The sequence below is a fragment of the Thermocoleostomius sinensis A174 genome, from assembly GCF_026802175.1.
Taxonomy (GTDB): Bacteria; Cyanobacteriota; Cyanobacteriia; order Elainellales; family Elainellaceae; genus Thermocoleostomius; species Thermocoleostomius sinensis.
In genome coordinates this window covers 1,606,892-1,630,398 of record NZ_CP113797.1, presented here as the reverse complement: position 1 = coordinate 1,630,398, position 23,507 = coordinate 1,606,892, and the positions used below count along the sequence as shown (strand labels likewise).

Annotated in this window: 12 protein-coding genes; 6 read left to right on the top strand and 6 right to left on the bottom strand. The window is 50.1% G+C overall.

The window, feature by feature from the left end; translation table 11 throughout:
- Positions 1–213 precede the first annotated feature (213 nt).
- The 3 genes from OXH18_RS07010 to OXH18_RS07000 form a co-directional block, all read right to left on the bottom strand.
- Complete coding sequence (locus OXH18_RS07010) at positions 214–510, bottom strand: hypothetical protein (protein ID WP_268611766.1); 297 nt, start codon at positions 508–510, stop codon at positions 214–216.
- Between the two features lie 187 nt (positions 511–697).
- A complete protein-coding gene (locus OXH18_RS07005; RefSeq protein WP_268611765.1) occupies positions 698–1,897 on the bottom strand; it encodes an MFS transporter in 1,200 nt (399 codons plus the stop codon).
- Positions 1,898–2,111: 214 nt separating this feature from the next.
- Positions 2,112–3,305: a Coenzyme F420 hydrogenase/dehydrogenase, beta subunit C-terminal domain gene (locus OXH18_RS07000; protein ID WP_268611763.1), complete on the bottom strand. Its 1,194-nt coding sequence runs from the start codon at positions 3,303–3,305 to the stop codon at positions 2,112–2,114.
- Between the two features lie 583 nt (positions 3,306–3,888).
- On the opposite strand from OXH18_RS07000, the gene OXH18_RS06995 reads away from it, so the two are divergent.
- Entirely contained in the window at positions 3,889–5,190 is a 1,302-nt protein-coding gene (locus tag OXH18_RS06995; protein ID WP_268611762.1) for a bluetail domain-containing putative surface protein, read from the top strand.
- 69 nt (positions 5,191–5,259) lie between these two features.
- Here OXH18_RS06995 and OXH18_RS06990 read toward each other — a convergent pair whose 3' ends face one another.
- Positions 5,260–5,961 (bottom strand): histidine phosphatase family protein, encoded by a 702-nt coding sequence (locus OXH18_RS06990; RefSeq protein ID WP_268611760.1) that lies wholly within the window; start codon positions 5,959–5,961, stop codon positions 5,260–5,262.
- 316 nt (positions 5,962–6,277) lie between these two features.
- Positions 6,278–8,491: a putative bifunctional diguanylate cyclase/phosphodiesterase gene (locus OXH18_RS06985; protein ID WP_268611759.1), complete on the bottom strand. Its 2,214-nt coding sequence runs from the start codon at positions 8,489–8,491 to the stop codon at positions 6,278–6,280.
- A gap of 560 nt (positions 8,492–9,051) precedes the next feature.
- Here OXH18_RS06985 and OXH18_RS06980 point away from each other — a divergent pair.
- From OXH18_RS06980 to OXH18_RS06970, 3 genes are all read left to right on the top strand, one after another.
- Positions 9,052–9,777 (top strand): pyridoxine 5'-phosphate synthase, encoded by a 726-nt coding sequence (locus OXH18_RS06980; protein WP_268611758.1) that lies wholly within the window; start codon positions 9,052–9,054, stop codon positions 9,775–9,777.
- Between the two features lie 203 nt (positions 9,778–9,980).
- Complete coding sequence (locus OXH18_RS06975) at positions 9,981–10,310, top strand: MgPME-cyclase complex family protein (protein WP_268611757.1); 330 nt, start codon at positions 9,981–9,983, stop codon at positions 10,308–10,310.
- A gap of 89 nt (positions 10,311–10,399) precedes the next feature.
- Positions 10,400–11,305 carry a hypothetical protein gene (locus tag OXH18_RS06970; protein WP_268611756.1) on the top strand — a complete coding sequence of 302 codons (906 nt, stop codon included), beginning with the start codon at positions 10,400–10,402 and terminating at the stop codon, positions 11,303–11,305.
- A gap of 23 nt (positions 11,306–11,328) precedes the next feature.
- Here the strand turns inward: OXH18_RS06970 and OXH18_RS06965 are convergent, their stop codons facing one another.
- Entirely contained in the window at positions 11,329–12,531 is a 1,203-nt protein-coding gene (locus OXH18_RS06965; protein ID WP_268611755.1) for a 2-isopropylmalate synthase, read from the bottom strand.
- Between the two features lie 400 nt (positions 12,532–12,931).
- Between OXH18_RS06965 and OXH18_RS06960 the strand changes: the two genes are divergently transcribed.
- Together OXH18_RS06960 and OXH18_RS06955 are read left to right on the top strand one after the other, a co-directional pair.
- Positions 12,932–21,508, top strand: a complete 8,577-nt coding sequence (locus tag OXH18_RS06960; protein ID WP_268611754.1) for a type I polyketide synthase — start codon at positions 12,932–12,934, stop codon at positions 21,506–21,508.
- Between the two features lie 10 nt (positions 21,509–21,518).
- The gene (locus OXH18_RS06955; protein ID WP_268611753.1) at positions 21,519–23,489 is read left to right on the top strand and encodes a type I polyketide synthase; all 1,971 of its coding nucleotides are present in this window, start codon (positions 21,519–21,521) and stop codon (positions 23,487–23,489) included.
- Positions 23,490–23,507 lie beyond the last annotated feature (18 nt).

The following is a 23,507-nucleotide window of genomic DNA, read 5'->3' as shown; positions in this document are numbered from 1 at the left end:
ATCGCGCTACTGCCGATTCCCAATCTCCCACTTCCCCAAACTCACCCGACCTCTGACAACAAACGATCGACTTCAAGCTTAACGCAAAGCCAGCCGTACACAATGTGAATAGTCCTGTTACCCAAAATGGAGCGTTTAATTAATGCTAACGAGCAAGCCAGCCGTAGCCGAGCCAAACGCCTTAGAGATACTGAGATAAGACGAGTTGATACCTTAAATTTCTCCTTGTTCACGCTGATCGGTATTGACGGACAAGATGGCACTAATTAACGGCATCGGGAAAGAATTCGTGATACCAAGCAACGATGCCAGAATGATAAAGGTAATAAAGTTAGGAAGTAGGAGAATCAGAAAAAAGATCAAAGTACGACCGACGATCGCACCGGTCAACACATCAGCTAAGTTAAAGCGATTCGTCAATGGCTCCACCCAAAAATTTGCGTGATGCCCCCACCGCACCGACCACAATAAACACGATCGCCAGCGTTTGAGTGTCTTGTTGTCAGACATTCAAGAAGAATGGCTGAAAGGCAAACGTGAAGATTATAAACGTAGGTTCCAAACAAGCTAATCAACAACAGTGGCTTACGCCCCATGACATCAGACAAACGTCCTAAGATGAGAGTGGCGATGAACTGCAAAACCGCATAGCTTGTTACCAATAAGCTAGCTTGAAAATCATCGAATGTCGCCGACATCACCGCCATTTTGCCGCCACAATCATCGTCGTTCCAGACAGCATCAACATTAGCAATCCTGCCAGACCATACGTTGCTCCTAGCCCTATCCACTGACTTAAAGGTTGACTGACCAACGGCGACAAAAATTGTCCTAGGAAGAAGAAAGTGGTAATGCCGCTTAAAACTCGACCTCGCAACGCTTCAGGAGTAATAGACGTGAGACAAAAATTCATATTGGGCATTAATAGTCCTAGCCCTGAGCCGGCAACTGCCAACCCTAGCAGAATCTGTAGAAAGTTTGCCGCTAGCCCAATCAGCACATACCCTAATCCCATGTTGAGAAACGCAACGGCATAAATAGTCATGAAATTGAATCGTGTTTTCACACGCCGATACAAAATCGAGCTAATGGCGGCCAGGAAGGTTGATAGAGCGATCGCCAATCCGCTTTGGCTAGCACTAGCCCCTACTAGGGCTTGCAAATAAAAGGGCAATTGCACCGGAATCAGATAAAACACTATCTGCGTCAATAGGGCGATGCCGTAGGTTAATACGATCAACAACCAAGGAGCACGTTCCGAGACCACTTCGCCAGCTACAGATGTCACCAACGGCACTCGCCGATCGGGTTCTGGCAGCAGCCATAACGCGCACGGAACCAGCGCCAAGGACAGCAAGTAAATGGCGAAAGGCAGCCGCCAGCCAATGTCTGCTAGAAAACCGCCCACCGTGAGGAATATCACGCCTCCCAACGCCATAAACGCCGCTTGCAGGCCCAAAAACTGACCGCGAGTGATGCCCACATAGTAATCAGCAATGAGGGTGGTGGCGGTGGTCATAATGCCGCCCACACTGAACCCCAAAAACGCCCGCCCGACTAAAATTAGTCCCAGTGAATCAAGCCACAGTCCAGAGCTTCCAGCGGCTCCATACATCAGCAGCGACCACAGCAGCAACGGCTTCCGTCCCACTCGATCGATCGCCACCCCCACAAACGGAGCGCCGACGGCAATAAAGATTGCAGGCATAGTCAACGCTAACCGCACCAAATAGTCTGCATTGTCTACAGTGGCAAACTGGGCGCGCATAGCAGGCAAAGCGGGAGCGATTGTTGCTCCTGCCATTACCGTCAGAGTACTAACTAGCAACAAGGTTAGTTTGACAGGAAACGATTGCACCCGCTTGCCGATCGACGAATCGGGAGAAAAAATACTCATGGTTTGACAGGCAGATTTCTAGAGCATCATACGGTTCTGAATGGTTGGAGTCTATCAGGATGTTGTCAAATCTGGCAAAAACTTGTTTTCGCTTAAAGATGCAAAAGCAGCCAAACTGCCTATCTAATGCCACATTCAACAATCTTCGCGACGAACGAACCACTCGTCAGGGCAAATCGCGATTCGCCCCTACCCCATCTGCCACGTTCTCAATTTAATCTGGCAATTGATACTGCCCCACAATCCGCTTGGCATACTCTGGCACATGGGCGTCCAGCTTTTCGGGATGATGCCGCTTCACATACAAATAATTGCGGGTGAAGTGAGAGTCGATCGAAAAGCGCGCATATTCTAACCCCTTGGGCCCAATTTTTTCGATCACAATTCCCATCAGTTTGGCCGCCCACATCGGCAACGTCACGCCCTTATCGTAGGCAGGAATACTTTGCTGCACTGCCTGCTGTCGATTGCCTTGCGACATCACAGGTTGCGTATCTAGTTGATCCATGACCAAATCCAGCATGGCTTGTCCGCGATCGTTGCGCACCACAATCCACTGCCAGCCAAACGGTGCACCCATATAGCCCACCACCAGATCGGCAAGGGAATTAACATAGTCAAAGCAACTCATACATGAAGGAGCAAACACGTCCTTGAGTTGATTGGTTTTCAATCCAAAAAACGGAACCGTCTCGATCGATCCGTCTTCATGTTTAAAGTGCACCCGAAAATCTTGCATGAATTCGTAGTGCACTACGGTTTCCGGGGATCGGCTGGTGGTTTCCAGAAATTTTTGCAACCCAGCCCGGGTAACATTATCGACACACGGCGTTCCTAACACATACAGCTTTTCTAACCCCAACTGTTGTTCCACCGCTCGCAGGGCTTGAATTTGGCAGCCGACTCCAATCACCAGCAGTCGCTTCAGCCCCGACTGTTCAATTTGCTCTAACACAGACAGATTAGGCGACAAGGTAGGTTTGTTGACGCGGGCTGCCAAAATTTCCTCGGCGGTACGGGCAATCACTGGCTGGGGTTGGAATCGATCAGCATCGGTATTTTGTACACAGACAACACCTTCGACCCACCCGCGTTTCAGCATCTCAATAGCGATCGTGCTGACGATACCCGTCCATTGTGCCCCTGCAATCGGCTGCTGTTTGCGGGCCGCCATCATGTCTTGATGAACGCCAAAATACCAATCATCCGGTGTGCTTAAATCGCGGCTGCGACCGTGGGTTTGCTGTTCTAATTGCGGAATTTGCTGATTCAGAAACGCACAAGCCTCTTTTACATAGTGAATGTAATAGGTGTCGCATAATCCGCATTCGCTACACAATTCCTTGGCAGGGCGACGACTGCTGGGTTTCAAGGCTTTGGCTTTCTTATGGGATTGCACCGAAGTCATAGGAATCAAAAGGGGAATAAGCAGAAATGTTAATCAGAGTGAATCAAAACAAGCGAATGAGACGGAACCGTGTTTAGCAGGGGCCGCTCAACTGGTCAGGGATCAATAATGCAGCTTCCTACTAGGATACGGGTTTAAAGCTCCCTCTGGGCAAGTTTCTCGAACGATCGCTCTTGGTGGGTGTGATAGTGGGTGTGATGGAATGAAATCGATCCGTACCTAAGAACGATCGAATTCAATGATCGGTATAGGGCAAAACTAGAAAGTTTGAACGGATTTAATTGAAGCAAAAAGCCGACGAGCAAAAATCAACGAAGTTTCCCAAAAATTGACTCATTCAGAGAGATCAAAGAGAGTTTTATTAAAAATTTATAAAACTTGATTTCTAGTAAGTGCTGCGTAAATTTGCGGAGTTTTTGTAGTAAAACATCTAGCCATTGGTTGATGATTACGGGGATACGCACTGCTCTGAAAGACTATCCTCGATCGACTATTTGTGCTTTTCACAGCAATTTGAGTTTTTGAGCATTTCTTTGCTTTGTTTTTTAGACCATTTTCTTGAGTTTGTAATCGCATCTGACGTATGGTAGACCCTACAATTTATCCACTCACCTCTGCTGAACCGTTTCAAGCCAAGTACCTTCCTTTTAATCGATCGGTATCGTTTACCCGCAACGTTTCCATCACGTTTGATTTTTATGCATATGGTGGCTCGGGTGGAACTACAGGTGCAACGGGCGGCGGGGATGGCATTAGTTTCATGTTTATCGATGGTTCCAAGTCCCCAACTCAACCAGGTGGGTTTGGCGGTTCCTTGGGCTATGCACCGTACATATTTGGAAACAGATCCATACCCGGTATTAGCGGTGGCTATTTGGGCGTTGGCTTTGATGAATTTGGTTTTTTCTCCAACTCTACAGAGGGACGAACAGACGGATTCCCTCACAGACGCCCAAACTCGATCGGAGTTCGCGGCAGTGAAGCAACGAATTATCGGTTCTTGAATGGTGCTTTCAATCTACCTATCCAGTTAGACAATCCTGGAACCGGGGCAACACGAGAGAATTCCAGACGACGCGCCAAAATTGACCTAGACAACACGGGCAAACTAGCTGTTTCCCTTGACATTAATCTGGACGGGGACTTTAATGATCCGGGTGAAAAAGTACTGGAGTTCAATGTTATTGAGGCTGGCAATGGCCCCCTACCAAGCACCTTCAAGTTTGCCTTTGCAGCTTCTACTGGAGGCGCTACCAACGTTCACGAAGTGGGTAATGTGGCCATTCAGGCTGATGGTGTTCCGATTTCCGGAAGCTTTAGCAGTGTTGTAGTTGGGGGTGGCAATACCACCCCTGACGGCGGAGATGTGGTGATTGGGGACGATCAAGACGAAAGTCTGCTGAGTACTGGCCGTCGTGATATCCTTACAGGCAATCTCGGAGCCGATCGATTTGTCTTCTCGGGTCGAACCAAGCGTGAAGCTCTCCGAAAATCGACATTGCGTCGCCTCGATCGCATTACTGACTTCAACTTTGCAGAAGGCGATCGAATTCAGCTAGATTTCGATGATAATTTGGGGACGATCGAACTACCCAGAAGGTTATTCAATGCAGGTCGATTTAGGACTAATCTGCGCAAAGCAGCAGAAGCGGCTTTCAACGATAAGAACTTCAAAAAGCCGGGCAACCAACGGTTGAGACCCGACGAAGCTGTGTTTTTCCGAGCACGTAACAGAACATATCTGGCGGTGAATGACAGCAAGCGGGGCTTCTCGCCATCAAATGACTTGCTGGTGGATGTGACCGGCATTCAGTTCAAACCTGGTGACTTGAACAAAGGTGCATTGGCAGTTGGCGACTATTTTGCGACTACGCCCGTGCTTTAAAGATAAAGATCCAGTTCCAACTGCGCTCAGTCCTCAGTCTAGGGGATTGAGTGCAGTGGTTCTCTTCGGCTATGGTTTGACTTGCGGATCAGAAATCATCTGCTGGGGTTTCTGCATATGCTCTGTTTGTAAACCGCTTAACCAAACTTCACTAGCTTGGGCCTGCACCTTCAAGATTGTGCCATTAGGAACTAGGACAGACTCGGAAAAAGCCTGAAATTGCTGCATCGTTGTGCGATCGATCGTCTGCGGACGCACAAGCAGTACCCAAGCAACCGCTCGAATGAACCGCCCGTGACTGAAGGCAACAATGAAGGAATCGGGATGCTTGTCCCGCTGGGTGGCTGTCTCGCTAAGCTGCAAGATGTGCGATCGCACCCACTCTACCCGCCCGACTAAATCTGCAAACGATTCTGCCCCTTCGTCTTCCACGTAAAAGGGATCAGCATGTTGCCAATAGGCTTGTACCATGGGGTAGCGCTGTAGACGTGTGGTGTTGTAATAGTTTCGAGGTGCAAGAAACGTAAATTCCTGAATGGGCCATTCGGCTTGGGGTACGCTGGCAAAGCGTTGAATTGTAGGCTGGGCGGTCTGTTTGGTGCGAAGATAGGGCGATGTCACAATTAATGACGGGGCATCGGGAAGACAGTCGGCAATTTGCTGGGCTTGTTCTTCTCCCGTGGGGGTGATGCGCGTTGAAGCTGGATCGCGAGTAGGTAATCCAGCATTAGACTCGCTTTCAGCGTGACGAATAAACCAAACAGTGACCATGACCTTTAAGCTGTACAGTTACATCTTCATGGCGGTATCAAAGCATAGCTGAAAAATTTGTTCTGTTATTAACCCGGCCATATTTGATCTTGCATCCCGAATCCTCCTCATCCCCTAGCCCCTACTCCCAGAAAAAGAGAAGGGGAGCCAGTTCGGAAGTCCCTCTCCTAGAGGGTGAGGGATTGAGGGTGAGGGCAGATGTCGTGACAGATGTCGTGACAATAGTTGCCGGGTTAATATGTTCAGTCGAAGAGCCGAATGCCATAGCGCCTAAAAGGTCGATCGCCGTTGAAACCATTATCTTACCTTGATCCAACTAGATACTAGAACGATTACAGGATTGCTGTCGCAATAGCTGTGTGACCGCCTCGGTGTGCAACGGTGGCGAGAAAAAATATCCCTGTCCATACTCACAGTTCATTGTTTGCAGGTGCTGCACTTGGTCGATCGTTTCAACCCCTTCCGCCGTCACGTCCATGCCCAAATTGTGAGCCAAGGCGTGCACGGTTTTGACTATTTCGCGACTGTCGCTGTTAAGGTCGATGTTATGAATAAATGATCGATCGATTTTGAGGGTATTGATGGGAAACCGAGCCAAGTAGCTTAAGGAAGAATAACCTGTACCAAAATCATCGATGGCTAGCTGAATGCCCAGCGCCCGAATTTGACGAAGAACGGAGACGATCGAGGCAGCATTCTCCATCAACATACTTTCGGTGATCTCCAACTTCAGATGCACCGGATTCAGATCGGTTTCCTGCAAAATTTGCTCGATGTACTTCGGTAAATTAGGCATCGAAAACTGCTGGCTGGATAAATTCACGCTCATGGTGAGGGGAAACTGATCAGGAAATAAAAGCTGCCATTGCCGCATCTGTAAACACGCCGATCGCAAAATCCAGCCGCTCATGGGAATAATTAACCCGGTGTCTTCGGCCACCGAAATAAACTTCTTAGGGGACAGTAATCCCTTTTCTGGATGTTGCCAGCGAACCAGCGCCTCAAATCCAGCCAGTGCTCCCGTCTCTAACTGGACGATCGGTTGATATAAAAGCTGTAGCTCTTGGCAACGCTCACAGGGTTCTGAGGACACTACCCGACGCAGATCATTTTCTAGCAGCAATCGAACCACCATTCGGGTCCGCATGGTTTGGTCAAACACTTGATAGCGCGATCGTCCGAAGGCTTTGGCACGGTGCATGGCCGTATCAGCGTCGCGCAAAATATGTTCTGGATTGCGATATTGGTTAGAACTGAAGGCAATGCCAATGCTGACGGTAATAAAAATTTCCTGGACACCAATCTGGAACGGTAAGGACAGCACCTCTTGCAATTGTTTAGCAACACGAATGGCTTCATCAACTGTTTGAGTTTGATCTAGCAGAATTGCAAATTCGTCACCGCCCATTCGAGCCACCACATCAGTCGAGGGAAGGGTCGCCCGAAGCCGCTGCGATACGGAGATCAGTAGTTGATCGCCAACGTTACCACCAAAGCTGTTATTAATTAGCTCGAAACAGTCAATATCCACCCACAGCACGGCAAATGATTCCAACTGATGATGGGTGCGCTCGAGCGCTTGTTGCACCTGCTTGGTGAATCCAGTGCGGTTGGGTAAGTCTGTGAGCTTATCAAAAAAAGCACTGCGCCACAGTTCCTCTTCGGTTTGTTTGCGCTGGGTGATATCAGTTTGGGTTCCAACTAAGCGTTCGGGGCGTCCATCGCGATTGCAAACCGCCAGTCCGCGAGCCAACATCCAGCGATAGGTTCCGTCATAATGCAGCAATCGGTATTCCTGCTCAAAATAATCCGTTTTATGGTTAAGATGAGCAGCGATCGCCGCTTTCAGTGGAATTAAATCTAGCGGATGAACGCGGGTAAACCACAATTCTGGGCTGTCTACTAAACCAATTTGCCCTCCTCCTACCCAATGATCAGATTTGCGATCGGTGGCGATCGGATCGCCCAACATTTGCCGCCAACGCTGAGAAAAATAGATGCGGTTCGTTTGCAGATTCCAATCCCACACTCCCTCGTGGGAACCATGAGCCGCCAACGCATAACGTTCTTCGCTGCGACGCAAACTCAAATACGTGCGCATCCATTCGGCTGAAGCAACCGTGACGGCATTGACGCCAAACAAAAGCGCCAGGGTGAAAATGGGGAGTGGATGCCCCAGCCCTCCCAGCCCAAGGCTGAAGCCGAGCCAGCCCCAGCCCAATGCCACCCAGGTTCCAAACCGATAGCGAAACCGCAGTCGTGCCAAGCCTCCTCCTAACCCCAATCCCAAAAGCAAGACCACCATGCTGACGTTGAGCCAATTCGCTGGTACGATCGACGGTTGCATCAGCAAGCATTGATATAAGGAGGCTTCCAAGCGTTGACAAAGTCCGAGCAGAAGAAAGCCGAGTACAATTCCTGTTGCCACAACATTTGGCAGAAAGCACTGCCACCAGCGAGAAGCAGATAGTTGGCGATAACTCTGTTCTAGAAACTTCTGCTGCAAAGTTTCTGAATGAGTAGATAGCATTTTCATGGAACAAAACCCGGAACGGCGAGAAGATACATGGCTGAAACCTTCATCATTCATAGCTGCCCCAATGGATTAACGGTTCCCTTCAGACAATTAATGAGAAGACAATCGCTCAGGAGGACGATCGTTTCACAGCCGAATGTCCCTGATTAACCCTCGCAAGCCGAGTCATAATCAATACATACCAACTAACCAGAATTTTGCTCTTCTAGGTAGAGGGCTAACATCACGTTTAGGAAATTACTTGCTTCAATGATTCACAATCGGTTCCTTGCTTATCTAGCTACGGCAAGAAATTCAGGTGAGCGCCCTGTTTTGTGCCAGTCGTAGGAAAAGCAAGAATAGAATCGGGAGCAACCTCCTCAACCAAGACAACGTTACTTAGACAATAAAGCATGAACCCGCTGATTGGTGAGTTTTTTTACTATCACTACAAACAATTCCTGTGTAGCACATTATCGCAGTGAAGCTTAAAACTTACGTTTCAGAACTTTTGAACTGCTAGACATCAGGTAAGATGTTTTTGGAAATACGCATGGTAGAAGGAGAGAACAAGATTGCCGACTTTGGGTGTCAATATCGATCATGTGGCAACAATTCGACAAGCTCGCCGGACTGTAGAACCTGATCCGATCGCCGCCGCCGTTTTAGCAGAACTGGCCGGGGCTGACGGCATTACCGTGCATCTACGCGAAGATCGACGACATATTCAAGATCGCGATGTGCGCCTATTGCGACAAATAGTACGAACTCACTTAAATTTAGAGATGGCCGCTACCGATGAAATGGTAGCGATCGCCCTAGACATTCACCCTGACTATGTCACCTTGGTACCAGAGCGGCGAGAAGAAGTCACCACCGAAGGCGGATTGGACGTGGCAGGACAACTGGAGCGAATGCAACAGGTGGTTAGCACGCTGCAAGCGGCTGGCATTCCCGTCAGCTTGTTTATTGACGCAGACGAGCGGCAAATTCAGGCGGCTGCCACCATTCAGGCTCAATTTATTGAACTGCACACAGGGTCATATGCAGACGCCTCTAGCGAGCCTAATCGCGCCAAGGAATTGGAGATGCTGCGATCGGGCTGCGAACAAGCTCTGTCTCATGGGTTGCGCATTAACGCAGGGCATGGTCTCACCTATTGGAATGTCCATCCCATTGCCGCCTTACCTGGCATGGAAGAATTGAATATTGGTCATACAATTATTAGTCGGGCTGTGCTGGTGGGGATGGAACGAGCCGTGCGCGAAATGAAACAAGCGATCGGGGGAGTTGGGGAATAAGAAACAAAGGCGGGAGTGGGGAATGGGCAATCGGGAATCGGGAGCAGAAAGCAGGATCTGGATTTGAAACTTCAGCCTTTAGCATTTATCTCCATTACCTATTTCCTATCACCCATTACCCACTACCGAATTCTCAACAGCCTCTCACTTAACTTCTAGATAAAACTTAAAGTTCAAATCAAGTTCAAATCAGGTTCAAACTCATGCAAACCTATTACTATGTTTTAGCCAGCCAGTCGTTCTTGATCGATGAGGAACCGCTGGAAGAAGTGCTCAAAGAGCGGACTCGCTACTATCAAGAGCAGGAAAAACCGATCGATTTTTGGTTGGTGCAGCAGCCAGCGTTTTTGGAGGCTCCTGAAATGGCGGAGGTAAAGGCTAAATGCCCCCAACCCGCGGCGGCGGTAATTTCGACCAATCAATCGTTCATCACCTGGCTGAAGCTGCGTCTAGAATTTGTTGTGGTTGGTCAATTTCTAGCACCTTCGGAGACGATTCCTGATCCGCTGGCGTCGTTGGTTTCGGTTTCTTAAGTAGGCTGAACCTCTACGTTTTCCAATCCTGCTTAAGCTTAGCTGGATATGCTGTCTAATGCTGTTCTAACGTTGGCCTGAGGTTTGTTATGCGGTTGTTTTTAACCCGGCACGATGCTGTTTTTGTGCGATCGGTACTCTTGTTTAGTGCTACAGTTCTTACACTGCAAGGGCTGGAGACTCGAAGTTGGGCCCAAACATTGCCTACCTGCGCTCCGCCTCAAACGAATGAACATTTGTTGCTGGTCGTTCGTCAACAAGCCGACACAGAAGAGCAATTGCGCCAGCTACTACCAGAAAATGCGGTGCTCACTAACTGTCAATACCTCAATGATCCGGTGGTACGTGTGGGTGGGTTTGCAACTGCCGAAATTGCTAATGCATGGGCCCAGTACCTTGCAGACATGACAGGCTTGCAAGCGTTTGTGGCTCGCCCATCCACCGCCCCGTCCCCTTCTCCGGAAGCATCCACACCCCCAACCGAGCCAGCAAGTTCTTCTAATTTGCCCAGTTCAACTCAGCCGTCGGTCTCTGGCGAAACCAATGCTACGGTTTCCGAAACAACCAGCCAACCACCGTCTGTTGAGAGTGCTTCTCCTGCCTTCCCGACACCAACTGACGTTTCAGCAACGCCAGAACCTGTACCCGAATCAGCGCCCCAGCCTGCTGTCAATGCGGCTGCACCTACTGTCGATCGTGTTGGTTCCACGGAGATGTTTAATCCACAACCATTGGGTGCGGGGTATGCGGTGCTCGTTCACTATTTCAATCGTCCAGAAGTAGCAGCGGATGTGAAGCAGCTAACGGCTCAACCTGTGGGGTTGGTGTCCTATGAGCAACGGCCTTTCTTGCTGGCTACGCATACGACCGACCCGACGGTGGCGGCAGCGCTACTGCAAGCTTTGAATGAACGAGGATTTACGGCGATTCTCGTTGATAGTCGTCGAGCCGTTTTATTGACCCCTGCTGTTGTTGGCACAGAGCAAGAAGGATAATTCTGATAATCCTGCTTTAAGGGTTAGGGAGGATCAAGCGGGGATAAATCTGTCCCTAGTTTTCCTGACTGGAGCATCTGCACCACCTCTGCAACTGAAAACGATCGATTTTCCTGAATAGCTAGGGTCTTGATGGCAAGGCTCAAGCGTTCATAGTGGTCGCGGGTCAGGGGGTGGCATAAGTGGCGCTCAAACAAGTATTGCACGTTGCTGACGCCGCTACATTTGCCAAACCAGATCTCCGGTTGTCCATAGGGAAAAATGGCATAGCTGTGGCGATCGCGCAGAAGAGAGTGAACATGAATTCCCGCTTCGTGGCGTTGGGATTGTGGAGAATAGGGAGGATGGGCACGAATATTGTGTTGCGCGAAGTAGTCGCTGAGGGCAGCCACCGCATCATAATCAATGCCGTCCACTTCCCAGCCAAACCGCAGCCGTAGCCCGTTTAAAACCTGATCTAGAGCGACATTCCCCGATCGTTCGCCAATACCGCCAAATGTACCGGAAATTCCCACCGCGCCTGCAACAACGGCTTGAATCGTGTTTTCCAGCGCTAGTCCCATATCGTTGTGAAAATGTACCGACAAAGACGGATGATTGGTATATTCCAACAGATCGCGCATCCAGACAAACGTTTTTTCAGGGGTTAGAACGCCTACAGTATCACACAACAAAAACTGTTGCAGGTATGGCATAAAGACGCGAATGCACTCGACTAGAAAATCAAAATCAGCCCGACTGGCATCTTCAGCGGCGAAATAGATTTTCAATCCTTGACTAGCAGCGTATCGCAAATGCTCAACTACTTTTTGTAACATTGTTTGGCGAAGCCGATCGATTACAGCGTTAGGTATTGAATCATCAATGGTTTTCCCCTGATATAGGGGCTGCTGACTGATTTCAACATCACGTAAGAACAACAGCCGATCGGACACAGCATGAAACAAAATAATTTGCTTGACGCCACAAGATTTAGATAGATCAATGAACGATCGCGTCATCATGGTAGAAGCGGCAATACGTTTTTCAAGCCCTTGCATTACCAGCGTTTCAACAAGCTGTTCTTCTGTCGCATGAACGGCAGGCATCAGGGCAATTTGATGCACTCCTGTTTTGGCAATTTGATGCGCTAAGTTGTATTTCATTTCAGGGGTAAATAACAACCCAACTTGCTGCTCGCCATCTCGTAACGTTTCATCGGAAATAGTTAGTGTGATCGTCTCCATGTTCAATCAGAATAATGGCAGAAGATAGGGAGTCGGGAATGGGGAATCGGGAGTCGGGAGTGGGAATGGAAAAACTATTTAAGCTTGAATTTGTCTAGTTTCGGTGGTTTTGTCTGAAGGTATCGATCAAGGTATCGATCGCACTGTAGCCCCAACTATAAACTGAGACACGAGAACTACCCGTTGTTTCCTTTTTGTCTGCTCTCTTCTTTTTGTCTGCTCTCTTCATGGTTTATCCTGTAGCCTTTTCTTCTTATCCTTCATCCTCTAGCCTAAAGTCGCTAGTATACTAGATGCCTTGAATTTGGCAGATTTCGGTATTTCATCGGAATTGTTGGTATAACATACTGAAGCTTATCAAGGAGCGTAGCGTCAGGTACGTCAGGTGTGAGGGGAAGCCATGGGAAATCATCCTGAATCGATCGATCGTTATCAACCGTGTGCCCAGATGAGCCAGCATCTGGATGCAACGATGCTTAGGCAATCGATATGTGAAGGAGCCACGATTTCAGAGGAGTTGTGGAAATTGACGCTGCCTGATGTGTTGCAACGGGCGGCCCAGTCTGATATGGGGATTCTTTGTCTTCAACCAGATGGAACCGAACAGTTTCAGGCTTATTCAACGTTGCTCGATCGATCCCAGCGAGTGCTGACAGGATTGAGGAAATCGGGGTTGCAGCCACGCGATCCTGTTATTCTGCAACTTGCACAACCGCAGGAATTTCTAGCAGGGTTTTGGGGCTGTGTGTTGGGTGGGTTTGTGCCTGTGCCGATTGCTGTACCGCCTACCTATACCCTTGATCAAGACAAGGCTCATCCGGTGCACTATGCAACACAGTTGTTGGAGCGGGCAACGGTGCTGACGAGCCAAAATTTAGAGGGAGCGATCGGTGATGGGTTGAGGTCAAAGTCTGAGTTGAACGCTTTATCTAAAATTGTGGCGATCGACTCTCTCCTGTGTAACGAACCGGACAAGCAGCCTTACCAGGCTGATCTCGACCAATTGGCGCTGATTCTGTTGACTTCGGGCAGTACGGGTAATCCCAAGGGCGTGATGCTGACGGCGCGAAATTTGCTGGCAAGCGTCTATGGCATGGCGACAGTAAATGGACTATCGGGCAATTCCATTACGCTGAACTGGATGCCACTGGAACATGTGGCCAGTTTGGTGATGTTTCACTTAACCGAAGTGTTTGTGGGCTGTCAACAAATTCATGTGCCGATTGAACGCATTTTGCAAGAACCGTTGCACTGGCTGGAGTTGATCGATCGCTATCGGGTGACAGCCACATGGGCCCCTAATTTTGCCTATGGGCTGGTGAACGATCGGGCTGATGAAATTGCCAATCGATCGTGGGATTTGTCGTGTGTACAGTGGATGGGCAACGGGGCCGAAGCGGTGGTGGGCAAAACGACACGCCAATTTTTGGAACTACTACTGCCGTATGGGTTAAGCCAAACGGCTGTGAGTCCGGGCTATGGGATGTCGGAAACCTGTTCAGGTATTGTTCATTCCCATAATTTCTCACTGGCAACCACCTCAGACAGCGATACCTTTGTGGAAGTGGGCAACCCAATTCCGGGTGTAGCCATTCGTATTGTCGATGAACAGAATCAATTGGTGTCAGAAGGCACGATCGGGCTGTTGCAAGTGCGGGGAGCAACAGTGACAAGTGGTTATTATCATCGCCCTGATCTCAACGATGAAATTTTTACAGAAGACGGCTGGTTTATTACGGGAGATTTGGGGGTTCTGCGTCACGGTCGCTTGACAATTACAGGTCGGCAAAAGGAAGTCATCGTTATCAACGGCGCCAATTACTATAACCACGAGATTGAAGCGATCGTGGAAGAACTACCAGTCGTGACTTCCTATACAGCCGCCTGTGCTGTGCGCCGAGCAGATGATACCACCGATCGACTGGTGATCTTCTTCAGCCCTGCGGATTCAGATCAAGCGATTGGTGACTTGGTGAGATCGATTCGCCGCACGGTAATGACTCGGCTTGGTGTCAGTCCGGATTATCTGATTCCGGTGAATCCCCACGAGATTCCCAAAACGACGATCGGCAAAATTCAGCGCAGCCAATTAGTCCAGCGGTTTCAGGCGGGCGAGTTCGATTCAATTCTGAATGAGATCGAAGGATTGGTGAAGGCGCGATCGACCCCGGCGGCTCTGCCGCAAACTGAATTAGAACAGCAGCTTGTGGAGATCTGGCAAGATGTATTGGAATTAGAGCAAGTTGGGACGCAAGACAATTTTTTTGAACTGGGTGGTAATTCGCTGCGGTTGATGCAGGTGCTGCATCACTTGCAGCAGGCGGGTTATGCGTTGTTGGCAATCGATCTGTTTCAACATCCTACGATCGCCACCTTGGCAAGTTACATGAGCCAATCGTCCCAAACTGAACCGCTGCAACCTCGACTGAAGCGTCCATTCCGTCAGCGTCAAACGGAAACTATGGGCATTGATACAGACGTTGCCGTGATCGGCATGGCAGGACGATTTCCTGGAGCCGATTCGATCGCTCAGTTTTGGCAAAACCTGTGTGAGGGGATTGAGTCCATTTCCTGGTTCAGCGATGCGGAAATTCTAGCATCGGGGGTTGATCCAGCCTTGCTTCAACATCCCCACTACGTTAAAGCTAGCCCAATTCTGTCCGATATTGAACGCTTTGATGCTGAGTTTTTTGGCTATAGCGCCAAAGAAGCCGAGGTCATAGATCCACAGCAGCGGCTGTTGCTGGAATGTGCGTGGCAAAGCCTGGAAGATGCGGGCTACAACCCCTTTACCTATCCTGGTGCGATCGGTCTCTATGCCGGGGCGTCGATGAATACCTATTTGTTGAATCATGTCTATCCCAATCGGCAGCGCTTCGATGAAAACGATTCCCTACAGGTCGTGACCTTGAGTTCAATGGGCGGCTTGCAGATGACGATCGGCAATGATAAGGATTACCTGACTACTCGCGTTTCTTATAAACTCAACCTGACGGGTCCGAGTGTGAATGTGCAAACGGCTTGTTCTACGTCATTGGTGGCGATTCATTTGGCGACACAAAGCCTGCTAAACGGTGAGTGCGACATGGCTTTGGCGGGTGGGGTGTCAGTGCATACGCCACAGAAGGTGGGACATCTATATCAAGAGGGGCTGATTTTGTCACCGGATGGACATTGCCGTGCGTTTGATGCGCGGGCACAGGGGACAATTTTTGGCAGTGGTGTAGGGTTGGTAGTGTTGAAACGACTGGCGGACGCAATCGAGGACGGTGATCAAATCTATGCGGTAATTAAAGGATCGGCGATCGGCAACGACGGCAGCACCAAGGTTGGGTATCTGGCTCCCAGCGCTGAAGGACAAGCCACTGTGACCGCCACAGCCTTGTCGATCGCAGGCATTGATCCCGCTACTGTTACCTATGTGGAAGCACACGGCACTGGCACAGCGTTGGGCGATCCAATCGAAATTGCCGGACTCACGCAAGCCTTTCGCCTTGGCACTCAGCAGACTCAGTTTTGTGCGATCGGGTCGGTGAAAACCAACGTCGGGCATCTCAACATTGCCTCTGGCGTGGTGGGGTTTATCAAAACCGTGTTGGCGTTGCACCACAAAAAATTGCCGCCCAGTCTGCATTTTGAGATACCCAATCCTCAAATCGACTTTGCCAGCAGTCCATTTTACGTCAATACAGTGCTATCGGAGTGGCAGGCAATCGAACATCCGCGACGGGCAGGTGTAAACTCATTGGGGATTGGTGGCACAAATGTACATTTGGTGTTGGAGGAGTTTGAGGGAGTCGGAAGTCGGAAGTCGGAAGTCGGAAGTCGGAAGAGGAGGGGAGCGTGGCAGGTACTGGCGTTGTCGGCTAAGAATGAAGGGGCGTTACGGCAATTGGCAGCACGATATGAGCGGTTTTTGATGATGCACTCCACTGTTTCGTTGGCAGATTTGTGTTTTACGGCAAATGTGGGTCGATCGCATTTTCAATATCGCTTGGCAGTGGTCGCTGATTCAGTTCAAGCGCTACGTCAACAACTTTCTAAATGGTGTGCCGGCCAGATTCCGGCGATCGCACCGGGTCTTGCTCAATCTCGTCCTAAAATCGCCTTCTTATTTACGGGACAAGGATCACAGTATCTCAATATGGGCCGCGAGTTGTACGAAACCCAACCCGTCTTTCGAGCCGCGATCGATCGCTGTACTACCGTTCTTAATGCTGAAACCGATCGGCAAGATGCGATCGGGTATTCAGCCCTCATCCCTCATGCTTCATCCCTTGTAGAAACGGCTTTTGTACAGCCTGCTTTGTTTGCGATCGAATATGCCTTGGCAGTACTGTGGCAATCGTGGGGCATTCTACCCACAGTTGTTATGGGTCATAGCCTGGGCGAATATGTAGCAGCTTGTGTAGCAGGGGTGTTTAGTCTGGAAGATGGACTAAAGTTAGTGGCCGCACGGGGACGATTGATGCAGGCATTACCAACAGGCGGTATGGTATCTGTGCTTGCCAATTCAGCCGATGTGAGAGCGACGATCGCGGCTTACCAAAACGTTGCCGTTGCTGCCATTAACGGATCTGAACAGACGGTGATTTCAGGCCCTAACGAGGACTTGCAGGCGATTGTGGCGGATCTACAAGCTCAAAATATCCAAACCCGATCGCTTGATGTCTCTCACGCCTTTCATTCCCCGATGATGCGGCCGATGTTGGCTGAGTTTGAGCAGGTAGCGCGGACGGTGCAATATACTTCCCCGCAGCTTGATCTAATCTCGAATGTAACTGGCGAAAAAATCACAGAAGCCATTGCCACACCAGAGTACTGGGTGCACCATATTTGCCAACCTGTACAGTTTGCTGCCAGCCTCAATACCTTACAAACCCTGAGGTTTGATATCGCGATTGAATGTGGCCCCAAACCCGTGCTGATCGGCATGGCCCGATCGCAGTTCGATTCCCCCTCTATCTCCTGGCTGCCGAGTTTGCACCCGGATCGCTCTGACTGGCAACAGCTTTTGCAGAGTCTTGCACACCTCTATCAGCGAGGACTGACAATCGAGTGGCAACAAGTTTATCAAGGCGATTCCTACCAACGCCTGTCACTTCCCACCTATCCCTTCCAACGCCAACGCTATTGGTTAGAGTCCCTAACCCCCAATCCCCAATCCCCAACTATCCATCCATTATTGGGACATCGCTTACCCACTGCCTTGAAGTCGATTGTCTTTCAGGCTCACCTTTGTACCACCGCCCCCGCTTGGCTTGCTGATCATCGAGTATATGGACAGGCGATCGTCCCTGCTACAGCGTACTTGGACATGGCGCTAGCGGCTGGGAAGTCCATCTTGAAGACAGATGTGTTTCTGGAACAGGTAACGATTCGACAAGCATTGTTACTAGCAGATGCACAAGTAAAAACGCTTCAATTCATCATAACGAGAAAGGGAAATGAAGCAGTATTTGAGATTTATAGCCTCGCCACTGAAGAACAACCAGATGATTGGATATTACATGCATCTGGAAGGATTATAGAATTTAAGACAAACCCTGCGCTTAACCATGAAGCACTAAAATCCGTTCTGCCTGAATTACAACAATCATTTACTGAAACACGATCGTCTGAAACACACTACCAACGGTGTCAGATGCAAGGGCTTGAGTATGGCACATATTTCCAAGGAATCAAACAACTGTGGCGACGAGATGGTGAAGCGTTGGGACAAGTACAGCTTCCGTCTACGTTAAGTCTCGATCATGTCAACTATCAATTCCATCCAGCATTATTCGATGCTTGTCTTCAGGTGATATTAGCGGCATTACCGCCAGTGATTCAATCTGAAACTTATATTCCGATTAGTTTAGATCGGTTTTACCTGCATCAATCGCCCACGTCCACCCTTTGGAGTCATGCGCAGATTCGATCGATCGCCAATCGGTCTTCTTCAGTCATTGCCGATGTCACAATATGGGATGAAACTGGCAATCGAGTGGCACAGGTAGAAGGATTGACCGCTCAGTGCACTCGTCGCGAAGCTGTGTTGGGAACTGCATCGTCCGCTTGGCAGGATTGGCTGTATGGGGTGGAGTGGCAGAGAATCGGGAATCGGGAATTGGGAATCGGGAGTTGGGAATGGAGGGCAGACGATCGGATATGTTCTGGTACGTGGCTGATTTTCGCGGATGCTGGGGGCATTGCGGAGAAATTACAGGCGTGTCTGGAAGCTCAGCAGCAGATCTGTGTTGTTGTATACCCGGGTGATAGCTTTCAGCAAACTGATCGATCGTTTTTTATTAATCCAGCCCACCCAGAAGAGTTTCAATCTTTGCTGTCTGTGGTTTTAAGGGGGGCGGAGAGCGATCGACCATTGCAGGGGGTGGTTCATCTTTGGAGTATTGTTCCTAATAGTGAGGAGGACTTGCTCAACGAATCCGTTCAACGAAGTTGTCAGAGTGCTTTGTATTTAACGCAAGCTTTAATCAATGCCAAATTATCTCAGCCGCCGCGCTTATGGCTAATCACTCGTGGCGCTCAAATGATTGGAACGACCAATCGCCCGTTCAGTACACTTGGACAAGCGCCGCTGTGGGGACTAGGACGCACGATCGCGCTGGAACACCCAGAATTACACTGTACACAAGTTGATCTTGATCCAGATTCAATTGATGTTACTGGATTGGCTTATGAAATTCTCGACAACAATGACTATGAAAGCCAAATTGCTTTTCGTCAGGGCGATCGATTAGCAGCACGATTAGTTCAACATCAATTCAAGTCAAGTCATCAATCAAATTCTCAAAACAATTCTGAAATAGATTCTCTAAAACTAGATATAACTAATCGCGGCACGCTCGATTCGTTGATGTGGCGATCGAGTCCTCGACGTTCACCCGAAGCAGGCGAAGTGGAAATTCAGGTTCATGCCAGTGGATTGAACTTTCGCGATGTTCTGAATGCGCTGGATCTGTATCCGGGTGCGGAACAACTGGGTTTGGAATGTGCGGGCGAAATTGTCGCGGTTGGTTCGGATGTCACTCATTTTCAGGTTGGTGATGCGGTGGTGGCGATCGCGTCTGGTAGCTTCAGTCAGTATGTGACAGTGGATGCCCGGCTAGTAGCGCTGAAACCAAAGCTGCTCAGTTTTGCGGCGGCAGCTACGATTCCCACTGCGTTTCTAACCGCTGATTACACGCTAAAACAGTTGGCAAAGCTAGCGCCTGGCGATCGCATCTTGATTCATGCAGCGGCGGGTGGAGTCGGATTAGCAGCAGTTCAGATTGCCCAGCAGATTGGAGCAGAAATTTTTGCTACAGCATCGCCCAGCAAATGGACGTTTCTTCGATCGATCGGTATCAAACACGTGATGAATTCTCGCACGCTGGACTTTGCCGATACCCTTATGGCGACTACTCAAGGACAAGGTGTAGACGTGGTGCTGAACTGCTTGTCGGACAAGTTCATTCCCAAAAGTTTATCGGTGTTGCGTGCCAACGGGCGCTTTGTGGAAATTGGCAAACACGGCGTCTGGAGCGCCGCCCAGGTTGCGCAGAGTAGGCCGGATGTTTCTTATTTTTTGGTCGATCTCATGCAGGTCGCGCAGCAACAGCCAGATGGGGTGCGATCGAGCCTCCACTCGTTAATGCACCAATTTCAAGCTCAACACCTGCACCCGCTGCCCTTAACGAGTTTTTCTAGTGGAAAGGCGATCGAAGCATTTCGGACTATGCAGCAAGCCAAACACATCGGTAAGCTGGTAATCACGCCGCCTCAACCAACTCAGACCCAATCGATTCAAATTTGTCAAAATGGAACTTATTTAATTACCGGCGGACTGGGCGATCTGGGTTTGCGAGTGGCGCAATGGCTTGTAAACAAGGGAGCTACCCATTTGTTACTGATTGGTCGCAATGCTCCCTCTACTGTGGCCCAAACCACGATTCGTCAACTAGAAGCCGCTGGAGCCACCATTACGATCGCCCACGCTGACGTAGCAGAGCTAGAACAACTCCGGCCCATTCTCCAACCTTACCTCTTCAACCCTCCCAACTCCCTCAAAGGCATCCTCCACGCCGCTGGACTAATTGACGATCGCACCCTTCAACAGCAAACCTGGGATCATTTCGAGCGCGTTATGGCTGCCAAAGTACAGGGCGCTTGGAATTTGCATCGCTTGACACAAGATCAGCCGATCGATCTTTTTGTGTTGTTTTCCTCGGCAGCATCGCTGCTAGGAGCAGCAGGACAAGCCAACTATGCCGCCGCAAATGCCTTTTTAGATGCGCTGGCACAAGCACGACGGGCGATTGGGTTACCGGGGCTGAGCATCAACTGGGGGGCATGGAGCGAGATTGGGCTGGCGGCGCGATCGTCCCCTCCTCAACGATCTACGCTCTCAAACATAGGATCAATTTCACCTGCCCAAGGGCTAGAAATCCTGGATTACCTAATATCACAGCCAATGGGACAAATGGGCGTCTTGCCGATCGATCGATCTTTCGATGCCACGGAGGGTATTCCCGCAGCGCTGACCGCGTTTTTGTCTGACGTGATCACTGCACCATCAACCACTACTCTTTCATTTCTGCAAATGCTGGAAGCCGCCTCGGTGGACGATCGCCCTCGATTGCTGTTTGATCATGTTCGCGTTCAAGTGGCAAAAGTGTTGGGGTTGGAACCATCACTGCTGGATGATCCTCACCAAGGATTGTCTGAGTTGGGCATGGATTCATTAACCTCGGTGGAACTGAGAAACCGCTTACAAACCAGCCTCGGTTGCTCATTATCTTCCACGTTGCTGTTCGACTATCCCACCTTGGCAGCACTGACCGAGCATCTGAGCAATCGACTGGGACAATCTGCAAAGGATCATGCCTCCGTTTCTCGCACCCCACCCACCCCTGATTTGATAGATGTGGAGCAACTTTCGGAATCTGAAGCCGAAGCGCTGTTGCTGCATGAGTTGAATCGCTTGCAGGATTAGATCGATCGACATGAACACTGCCGACCAAGCCGAAGCGTTATCTCCTACGAAACGTGCCTTGCTGGCTATTAAAGACCTCCAGGCAAAAGTGGAGGCATTGGAACAAGCATTAGACCAAGCCAAACACGAACCGATCGCCATTGTCGGTATAGGCTGTCGATTTCCAGGGGCAGACAATCCTGCTGAATTCTGGCAGCTTTTGCACGATGGGCAAGATGCCATTACGGATATTCCGATCGATCGCTGGGACATTGACCGCTACTACAGTCCCGATCCGGATGCACCTGGAAAAATGGTGGCGCGCTCCGGTGGATTTTTGCCCCATTTGTACGATTTTGATGCATCCTTCTTCCGCATTGCCCCGCGAGAAGCTGTCAGCCTTGATCCACAGCAGCGGTTGTTGTTGGAGGTGAGTTGGGAAGCACTGGAACACGGCGGGGTTGCCCCCGATCGACTGATCAATACCCAGACAGGGGTCTTTGTTGGTATTTGCAGCATTGATTACTGGCAGCGGTTGCTCAGTCGCGATCGAACGGAAATTGACGCTTACCTGACGATCGGCAACACCCACAGTACCGCAGCAGGTCGCCTATCATACCTGCTCGGTTTAACTGGCCCAAGCCTATCGGTAGACACGGCCTGTTCCTCGTCGCTGGTGGCGGTGCATTTAGCATGTCAAAGTTTGCGGCAGCAAGAGTGTAATTTGGCGTTGGCAGGAGGAGTGAACCGGATTCTTTCTCCCGAATCGACAATCAACTTTTCCAAGGCACGGATGCTTTCTCCAGCGGGGCGTTGTCGAAGTTTTGATGCAGACGCCAATGGATTTGTTCGATCGGAGGGCTGTGGCATGGTTGTGCTGAAGCGGCTCAGCGACGCGATTGCTCAAGGAGATCCCATTTTTGCCACCATTCTCGGTTCTGCTGTCAACCACGATGGGCGCAGCAGCGGCTTAACGGTACCCAATGGCCCGGCGCAACAAGCGGTCATTCGCCAAGCTTTACAGCAGAGCCGGATTCAGCCCTCACAAGTCAGCTATGTCGAAGCACACGGAACAGGCACGTCCTTGGGCGACCCGATTGAAGTGAATGCGTTGGGAGAGGTGTTTGGCAATCGATCGTCCTCTCATCCTCTGCTGATTGGCTCGGTGAAAACGAACATTGGGCACACCGAGGCGGCGGCTGGCATCGCTGGCTTGATCAAAGTGGTGCTGTCGCTGCAACAGGGTGAAATTCCCGCGAATCTCCATTTCCAAACGCCTAATCCTCAGATTCGCTGGAACGAGTTGTCGATCGCCGTTCCCACCCGTCGGGTTGTTTGGCAATCGGCAGAGGCGCCGCGTATTGCCGGAGTCAGTGCTTTTGGATTTAATGGCAGCAATGCTCATGTGGTGGTGGCAGAGGGAGGGAGTCGGGAGTCGGGAGTCGGGAGTTGGGAGTCGGGCGGAAAGGAGCGGTTGGCGCATGTGTTGACGCTGTCGGCTCGAACAGAGGTGGCGCTGAAGCAGTTGATATCCTGCTATGCCCAGCACTTGGCAACTCATGGCGATCTGGATGTGGCGGATGTGTGTTTTACGGCGAATACGGGGCGATCGCACTTTAACTATCGGCTGGCGATCGTCGCGGCTTCTATGGAGGAATTACGTGAGAAATTGACGAGTTGTATGGCTGGAGAGGCGACCGAGGGAGTGATTTTGGGTCGGGCGCTATCTCACCCTCCTAGTTCTGAACTGATGGTAGATCTGAGGGCTGGGGATGGTTCTAAACCATTGTATCTCTCGCTGACCGACAAGTTGGGCACTCAGTTAGCTGAGTTATGTTTAAGTTTGGAAGATTGGCGGACTGTTTTGCATCAAGTGGCAAAGTATTATGTGCAGGGAGCATCGGTGAACTGGGTTGCGTTCGATCGTCCCTACTCGCGTCGTAAAGTCGTGCTGCCTACCTATCCATTTCAGCGACAGCGGTATGGCATTGAGGCGAATTGAACGAAATCAACGGAAATC

Coding starts and splice junctions, on each gene's coding strand:
- OXH18_RS06985 (WP_268611759.1), bottom strand. CDS start 8,491: ATGCTATCTACTCATTCAGAAACTTTGCAGCAGAAGTTTCTAGAACAG.
- OXH18_RS06955 (WP_268611753.1), top strand. CDS start 21,519: ATGAACACTGCCGACCAAGCCGAAGCGTTATCTCCTACGAAACGTGCC.
- OXH18_RS07000 (WP_268611763.1), bottom strand. CDS start 3,305: ATGACTTCGGTGCAATCCCATAAGAAAGCCAAAGCCTTGAAACCCAGC.
- OXH18_RS06990 (WP_268611760.1), bottom strand. CDS start 5,961: ATGGTCACTGTTTGGTTTATTCGTCACGCTGAAAGCGAGTCTAATGCT.
- OXH18_RS07005 (WP_268611765.1), bottom strand. CDS start 1,897: ATGAGTATTTTTTCTCCCGATTCGTCGATCGGCAAGCGGGTGCAATCG.
- OXH18_RS06975 (WP_268611757.1), top strand. CDS start 9,981: ATGCAAACCTATTACTATGTTTTAGCCAGCCAGTCGTTCTTGATCGAT.
- OXH18_RS06995 (WP_268611762.1), top strand. CDS start 3,889: ATGGTAGACCCTACAATTTATCCACTCACCTCTGCTGAACCGTTTCAA.
- OXH18_RS06960 (WP_268611754.1), top strand. CDS start 12,932: ATGGGAAATCATCCTGAATCGATCGATCGTTATCAACCGTGTGCCCAG.
- OXH18_RS06965 (WP_268611755.1), bottom strand. CDS start 12,531: ATGGAGACGATCACACTAACTATTTCCGATGAAACGTTACGAGATGGC.
- OXH18_RS07010 (WP_268611766.1), bottom strand. CDS start 510: ATGTCTGACAACAAGACACTCAAACGCTGGCGATCGTGTTTATTGTGG.
- OXH18_RS06970 (WP_268611756.1), top strand. CDS start 10,400: ATGCGGTTGTTTTTAACCCGGCACGATGCTGTTTTTGTGCGATCGGTA.